We start from the raw sequence: 7,815 nt of genomic DNA on the forward strand, positions 1-7,815 counted from the left end.
GCCCCAGGTCGTCGGCCCGCCGGTCGCTGACCAGCTCCTCCAGCAGCGCGGGCTCGTCACACCGCAGGTAGCTCGACGCCGAACCGGCGCGCAGACGACCGTGCCGCCGCCCCACGTCCGACACCAGGTACCGGAGTGCCTGGGGAAGCGGGGTACGCGAGTGGCGTTCGAGCATGGTGGTGATGTCAGCGACCCCCCGCCCGGCGTCCAGCGCCCGCCGGACCGACCCTTCCGTGAACCGGTACACCGTGGCCCCGCCGGTGGACTCCACGTCGGCGACCAGGGCCAGGTCACGCGCGAGTTCGGCCACCAGCGGCCCCGGAGCGACGGCCGTCAGGTCGCCCTGCACCAGCACGTAGTCCAGCGGTTTGGGCAGCTCCTTGGCCAGGACGCGCGCGGCGGCGTCCTCGTCGCCCTCCAGCAGCGGGCGGACGTGGTCGGCCAGCGCCCCGCGCCCGGTCAGCCCGAGCGCGGCGGCCTCGGCGGCCGCTGCCTCCNCGTAGACCGGCGACTGGCGCCGTGGCCGGCGCCAGGACAGGCGGGCGGACAGAGAATCCGGCAGGGGAGCGAACCCGGGTTCCGCCGTGCCGAGCTCCCCGAGCAGGTCGCGGCGGGCCTGGGGCGCGGCCGGTCGGACCAGACCCGGACCGAGGGCGTTGCGCACCCGGCCGCCGGAGTCGCGCGAGCCGCTCAGCGCCGCCACCCGGTCCGACTCCAGCCACGCGGTGGCCAGCCGCAGCCACCGGCGCTCGGCCGGGTTCTCCCGCCACAGGTCGTACTCGCGTGTGGGCAGCCACTCGCCCTCGAGCCGGTCGTCGGCGGCGAGCAGCCCGGCGGCGTGCGCGACCTCCACGAACAGGGCCGCGGTGTCCTCGTCGGTGTCCGTCACCTGGGCGGCGCGGCGCAGGTCGCGCACGCCCAGGCCGCCGTTGCGCAGCACCGCGGCCGGGTCCTCGGACCAGTGCTCCAGCAGCTCCTCGACGGCCCGCAGCACCGTGAAGGCCTGCCCCGCGGCGGCCCGGGTGACGGTGTCGCGGGGGTTCCCGGTGCCCGTGAACGGCGGCGGCTCGACGGTGACCTGGCGGAACAGCGCTCCCGAGCGCAGGCACAGCCCCACCTCACGCGGCAGGGTGAGGGTGTCCTCCCCGGTCGGGAGCAGCAGGGCGCGCGCGATCAGCTCGTCGACGGAGGAGGCGGCGGTGGCCAGGGTGACCTCCCTGCGGGCACCGGAGACGGTTCCGTGAGGAGGCCCCCACGCCATGCTGTCCAGCAGCCTCCGGGCCTGCGGGCCCACCCCGCCGACCAGGTCCGCGACCCGATCGGGGTCGGACAGGAGCGTGGCGACCGCCTCGACGGGGGTGTCCGCGCCGCTGCCGCGCGCGAGGTCGGCGGCGAGCCCGCGGACGGCGCCGTGCGGCAGCGCGGCGAGCAGGACGCGCGCGGGCGGGCCGAGCTGCGCGGGATGGGGGAGCAGGTCCCGCAGCACCTGTACGGGGCGCAGCCGCCCCCGGTCGGGCCAGACCAGGGCCAGCCGCAGCAGGGTGTCCAGGGCCGTGTCGAGCGGACTCCCCGGGGAGGGGGCCTCCGCGGACGCCGTGCCGGGCTCCTCCCCGGGCGCGGCGTCGGACGCCCCGTCGGTTCCGCCGTCCTCCGGCGGCCCGGACACGGCCGTTCCGAGCGCTCCGACCAGGTCGGCGACGGGTACCCCCACCGGTTCGGACATCCGGTCGTCACCGAGCGCGACCACCGACTCCAGCACCTGGAGCGTGAACCGGTCCAGGCGCTCCAGAACCCTCAGGACGGTGTTGCGCGCGGTGGCCCGGGCGGCGAGGGCGCCGATGTCGGCCGGGACCGGACGCACCAGGTCCGGGCGGGCGCGCAGCAGGGCGGCGAGCTCCTCGTCCGACCGGCCGCGCAGCCAGGAGGTGAACGTGGGGGGACGGCCCGACGAGGGGGCGGCGCGGTTCCCCGTGCCCGGTCCGTGCTCGTCGGGCGGTGCGTTGTCGCTCATCGTGTCAACGCTAAGCGATGTCCGCCCCGGTGTTCGCGCACGTGCCCTGTGGTCTCTCCGACGTGCGTCCGTCACGCGGTTGCAGACCGTATCCGGAGAAGATTCAGCGACCGAAAACGAGAAACAGGGCTTAAAAGCCAGGTCATCGTAGGCCAATATGGGAACATGACCCAGCGCTCGGAACAATTGGTACTGGATTATCTGTCCGAGGTCGGCCTGGTACTGCACGGTCGTGTGACCGCGAGGGAGCGTACCGCCTACCTCACGGGCCTGCGCTCGCGCATCGACGCGCGCCGCACCGCCGCGGGGCGCGACGACGTGGACACCGTCCGGGGGATCCTCAGGGGGTTGGGCACCCCCAGGGACCTCGTGGAACGCGAACTCGACGGACGACACCTCGACATCGAGGACGACGAGCTCATCCCGCCCAGGCCGCGCCACGCCGACCGGCCGCCGCCGCCCTGGCGGGGCGGCCCCCNCTGCTGGAGGGGGCCGGCCAGGCGGCGACGGGAGTCCACGGCGGCGGGGCCGGGACCGACGGGAACGGGTACGGACCGGGGCCCCTGCACGGACTGAGGGCCGTGGTGCGCCACCACCCGCCCGAGGCCGCCGCCCTGCTCCTGCTGGTGCTGGCGGCGTTCTGGTGGTGGGACCTGACCTTCCTGTGGGTCCTGAGCGCGGCCCTGATCCTCCTCAGCCAGGTGTGGGCGGCCCGGGACAAGTGGATCGGTGTGGGCCTGCCCCCTCTGGCCTGCGTGGTCGGGATGGCCCTGTGGAGCGGCGACGCGGAGTTCGTCGACCAGTACGTCCAGGAGTCCCTGGCCACCACCGGCGTCATCGGTCTCGGCCTGGCCTCCCTGGTGAGCGCGGTCTACCTCGCCCCGAGGGCCCTGCGCTCGGCCCGGGCCGCGGCGGCCGCGGCGGCCGCGGCGGACNNNNACCGGGAACCGTGCGCCGGTACCGCGCTTCCGACACCATGCTTCCGGGACCGGTCCCCGCGGGCCGGCTTCCCCTTCCGTTCTCCCAGTTCACAGGTGCGGCCCGCTGGTCATTGGTTGGCAAACGCTGGGAATAGCCTTTTCCGGTCGGCCCGTTACCACGCGTCCGAACACGCGGATTCGGGTAGTCATGTCGGTACACCGCCTCTTTCACTGCACGGCGGTCGCGTCAGTACCGGTGGCCCGGCCTCCAGCCCGGTCACCACGCCAGTCGAGTCGGCCCACGTCTCCGCCGAGTCCCGTCCCACACTCCGCACCCAGCGGTGAGGGGCCGCCGTCGACACCGCGAGGCCCGGATGATCCGCATTCGGGCCTCGCCCGCGTGTCCGGGGGCCGTCCGGATCCGGACACGCGTGGCCGGTTTATACCCTCGCGCTCGCGAGCCCCCGGGCACTATTTTGGAAGCACCCATGGAAAACCAGGGGCGCTCCGGGAACGGGTGGACAGCGCGGATCCCGCCGCGCCTCCCCACTCCCGTCCCGCGGAGGCCCGTCAGTGAAAGCATGAGGTCACTACGTGCCCACCGGCAAGGTCAAGTGGTACGACGGCGACAAGGGTTTCGGTTTCCTCACCCGCGACGACGGCGGCGAGGTGTTCGTGCACTCCTCCTCGCTCCCCTCAGGCACCACGTCGTTGCGTCCCGGACAGAAGGTCGAGTTCGGCGTGGCCGAGGGCCGCAAGGGAGCCCAGGCACTCCAGGTCAAGCTCCTGGACACACAACACTCGGTCGTCAGGGCACGGCGCAAGAAGCCCGACGAGATGGTGGTCATCACCGAGGACCTCATCAAACTGCTGGAGGGCCTGTCCAACGGCTACCGTCGGGGCCGCCACCCCGAGCACAGGGAGGCGACCAAGATCGCCTCCGTGCTGCGTGTGGTGGCCGACGACCTGGAGGCCTGAGGGAGGGCGACGGCCGCCGCGCCCGGCGGGGCCGGGGGGGCCNGGACCGGGTGCGGCGGCCGCGGTCCCGGGGTTTCGGCGCGGTGGCCGCCACGGGGCCCGTACGAGGTGAGACCGGTTCGAGGGAATGTATCGGGCGAACCTTGACCCTCGTTATGGTCAAATCGGTGCCCGCGATCAGTGAGAATGGGGACGTGAGCCCTTCTCGACGTTCTCCTGTACCGGACAAGGCATGTATCGAGGCGGTGGAGCTGGCCCGATCGGTGGCCGCCGAGGTCGGGCGACCCGAGTGGGTGGGCGAGCACCTCACACCCACGGTCGAGGACACACGCCTGGTCACCCACCGCTTCACCTGCCTGGACCCCGCCTACCCGGGGTGGAACTACGCCGTTACCGTGGTCCGCGCCTCGCGCGCCAAGAAGGTCACGGTCAACGAGGTCGTTCTGCTGCCCGGCGAGGGCGCTCTCGCCGCGCCCGAATGGGTTCCCTGGAAGGAACGCCTGCGCCCCGGCGACCTCGGCGCGGGCGACCTGCTGCCCACCGAGGAGGGTGACGAGCGTCTCGTTCCCGGTTACGCCCAGGTGCCCGACAACGAGCTGGACGACGAGGGCGTGGACCGGCAGATGGTGTGGGAGCTGGGCCTGGGCCGACGCCAGGTGCTCTCCGAGACCGGCCGCGAGCAGGCCGCCGAGCGCTGGTACAACGGCGAGGCCGGTCCGCGCAGCCCCATCGCCACGGCCGCGCCCGCCCGCTGCCTCACCTGCGGCTTCATGACCCCGCTCGCCGGTGAGCTGCGCCAGATGTTCGGCGTGTGCACCAACGAGTACGCCCCCGACGACGGCCGCGTGGTCTCGATGGACCACGGCTGCGGCGCCCACTNNCCGGCCCGAGGCGCGCAACGAGCCGGTCGCGCCGGTCATCGACGAGGTGGGCTACGACCACATCGTCTTCGACGACACCGCCGAACTGGAACTGGTCTCCTCCGACTCCTGAGCGCGCCGCCGACTCCCGAGTGCGCCGCCGCGCCGCACGGCCAAACCCTGGCTCCCCGTTCGGGTGGGCTAGGGTCGGTGTACCGCATCCGCTTCCGCCCCGGGTGCCCCGTGCCGGGCCGTGCCCGCAGCGCAGGGAGGAAACCGCCATGGCCGAGCAGTTGACCGCTTCGGTGGCCGACCCCCACAACACCGCCGAGCTGCGCAGACGCGTCCTCGCCGCGTGGGCCGACGCACCCGCCCGCTTCCGGGAGGACGCCAACGCGGAGGAGGATTTCGCGCTCGGCGGCTACCGCGACCGGGTCGTGGTCGAGTTGGCGCAGAACGCCGCCGACGCCGCCCGCCGCGCGGGCGTCCCCGGACGGCTGAGCCTGGCCCTGACCGGCCACGTGCTGACCGCGGCGAACACCGGCGCACCCCTCACCGCCGAGGGCGTGGAGTCGCTGGCCACGCTGCGCGCCTCCACCAAACGCGACGAGCACGGCTCCGCCGGGCGTTTCGGCGTGGGCTTCTCCGCGGTCGCGGCGCTCAGCGACGACGTCACGGTCGACTCCGGCGGCGCGGCGGTCCGCTTCAGCGCGGAGGCCGCCCGCGCGGCCGTCGCCGAGTTGCTCGCCGGAGGCGGCGCCCACGGGGACCTGGCCGAGGAGGTGGGGCGCCGCTCCGGACACGTGCCCATGTTGCGCCTGCCCTTCCCCGCTCCGAGCGCCGCTTCGGGAGAACCCGCCGCGGATTCGGTGGCCGCGGACCACGACACCGTCGTCACCCTGCGGCTGCGCGACGACTCCGCCCGCGACCGCGTGCGCGAACTCCTGGACCGCACCGGCGAGGCGCTCCTGCTGGCGCTGCCCGGCCTGGCCGAGGTCCGCGTGGACGTGGAGGGCGACGAACGCGTCCTCACCCGCGAGGAGACCCCCGACGACGTGACGGCCGACCTGGTCACCACGTACCGGGACGCCGAGGGGTTCCGCACCACCCCCTGGCGCGTCCTCCAGCGTTCGGGCACCTTCGACCCGGCCCTGCTCGCCGACCGCCCCACCGAGGAACGCGACCGCACCGCCTGGTCGCTGACCTGGGCGGTGCCCCTGGACGGGAACGGAGCCTCGGCCGCCCTGCCCGCCGACGTCGATCCCGTCGTGCACGCGCCCACGCCCACCGACACCGAGCTCGACCTGCCCGCCGTCCTCATCGGCACCTTCCCCCTGGGCAGCGACCGGCGCGGGGTCCAGCCCGGGGCCGCCACCGACCTCCTGCTCATGGAGGCCGCCGAGGCCTACTGCGCCCTGCTGCGACGGTTCGACCCCCGCGACGCCCTCGACCTGGTGCCCACGACCCGGGTGGGCGGCGGCGCCGTCGACGCCGTCTTCCGTGCACGCGTCGCCGAACCCCTCCGGAACACGCCGTTCCTGACCACCGCGTCCGGAGCGCCCGTCGCCCCGCGCGACGCCGTGCTGCTCGACACCGGAGGGGCGGGCGGGGCCGGAGAGCTCGCCTCCGCCCTGTCCGACATCGTCTCCCCGCTGCTGCCGGGAACCTGGAGCCCCCGCCACCCGGCGCTGGCCGCCCTGCGCGTCCACCGCGTCGGCCTGGCCGACGTCGCCGACCTGCTCGCCGACACCGACCGCCCCCCGCACTGGTGGGCCGCCCTCTACTCGGCCCTGGACAGCGCGGGCAGGGGCGGCGCCGACCTGGACGAGCTCGGTGCCCTCCCGGTTCCGCTCGCCGACGGCAGGCTCGTGCGCGGCCCCCGGTCCCTGCTCATGCCGGGCGACGACTGGGCCGAGGTCGGCGACGCCCGCGGCAACCGGATCCCCCCGGACGCGCTGGCCGCCCTGGGCGTGCGCGTCGTACACCCCGAGGCCGCCCACCCGCTCCTGCACCGGCTGGGCGCGGTGGAGGCCAGCNCTGCGCGACCCGCGTGCCGAGGCCGCCGTCCGCGACTCCCTGGACGCCGACGATCCCGAACCCGTCGCCGAGGCCGTCCTGGACCTGGTCTCCGCCTCGGGGGTCACCACCGCGGACGCACCCTGGCTGTCCGAACTGGCCCTGCGCGACGACGAGGACGGCTACTCGGTCGCCGCCGAACTCCTCGTCCCCGGCGCGCCCCTGGCCGAGCTGCTCGTGGACGACGCTCCGTTCGGCACCGTGCACCCCGACCTCGTGGAACGGCACGGGACCGAGGCGCTGCGCGCGGTCGGCGCCCTGTGGGAACTGACCGCGGTCCGCGCCGAGGAGGCCGCGCTGGGCGAGGACCTGGCCTCGGTCTTCGACGGCGCCGCCGGTGAGGACGGCCCCGACGGCCTGGAGGACTGGGCCGACGAGGTCCTCGAACGCGTCGGCGACCCGGAACTGCCGCCGGTCGTACCCGATCTGGTGTGTGTCGCCGACCTCGACTACGTGGCCGACGAACAGTGGCCCCGGGCCCTGGCCATGCTCGCCGAGGGGCCGCTGCGCGAGGCGGTCACCGCCCCCGCCCGCGTCCTCCTGCCCGACGGTCGCGTGGTGGACGCGCCCTCCTACACGGCCTGGTGGCTGCGCACCCGGGCCCTCCTGGGCGGCAGTGCCCCGGCCGGGGTGCGTACCGCGGACGCCGATCCCGCCCTGGCCGGGCTGTACGACGAGGTGTCCGCCGACGTCGACCCGGAGTTCGCCCGGGCCCTGGGAGTACGCACCACCCTGACCGACCTCCTGGCCGACCCGGACGGTCCGGACGACCTGCTCGCGCGGTTGGCCGATCCCCGGCGGCACGTGGACCGCACGGCGCTGCGCCGGGTGTGGGCCGCCCTCGCCGGGGTGGACGCCGACCTGGTCACCCCGCCGACCCGGGTGCGGGCGGTACAGGGGGGCGCGATCGTGGTGGCCGACGCCGAGGACGCCGTGGTGGTGGACTCGCCGGACCTGCTGCCGCTGCCGG

At 74.8% G+C, this 7,815-nt stretch carries 2 protein-coding genes and 3 pseudogenes; 4 read left to right on the forward strand and 1 reads right to left on the reverse strand.

Annotation, left to right across the window (positions count from 1 at the left end):
* Window positions 1–2,011: helicase-associated domain-containing protein (locus tag D455_RS0119835; protein WP_017572451.1), on the reverse strand; the 2,011-nt coding region annotated here is incomplete at its 3' end.
* Window positions 2,012–2,176: 165 nt separating this feature from the next.
* Between D455_RS0119835 and D455_RS36210 the strand changes: the two are divergent.
* The 4 genes and pseudogenes from D455_RS36210 to D455_RS31080 form a co-directional block, all read left to right on the forward strand.
* Window positions 2,177–2,934 (forward strand): annotated as a pseudogene (locus D455_RS36210) (hypothetical protein); the annotation flags it as partial.
* Between the two features lie 591 nt (window positions 2,935–3,525).
* The gene (locus D455_RS0119845; protein ID WP_017572454.1) at window positions 3,526–3,909 is read left to right on the forward strand and encodes a cold-shock protein; all 384 of its coding nucleotides are present in this window, start codon (window positions 3,526–3,528) and stop codon (window positions 3,907–3,909) included.
* A gap of 245 nt (window positions 3,910–4,154) precedes the next feature.
* Window positions 4,155–4,902 (forward strand): annotated as a pseudogene (locus D455_RS31075) (DUF3027 domain-containing protein).
* Window positions 4,903–5,050: 148 nt separating this feature from the next.
* Window positions 5,051–7,815, forward strand: a pseudogene (locus tag D455_RS31080) (sacsin N-terminal ATP-binding-like domain-containing protein); the annotation flags it as partial.

The sequence above is a fragment of the Nocardiopsis halotolerans DSM 44410 genome, from assembly GCF_000341065.1.
Classification (GTDB): domain Bacteria; phylum Actinomycetota; class Actinomycetes; order Streptosporangiales; family Streptosporangiaceae; genus Nocardiopsis; species Nocardiopsis halotolerans.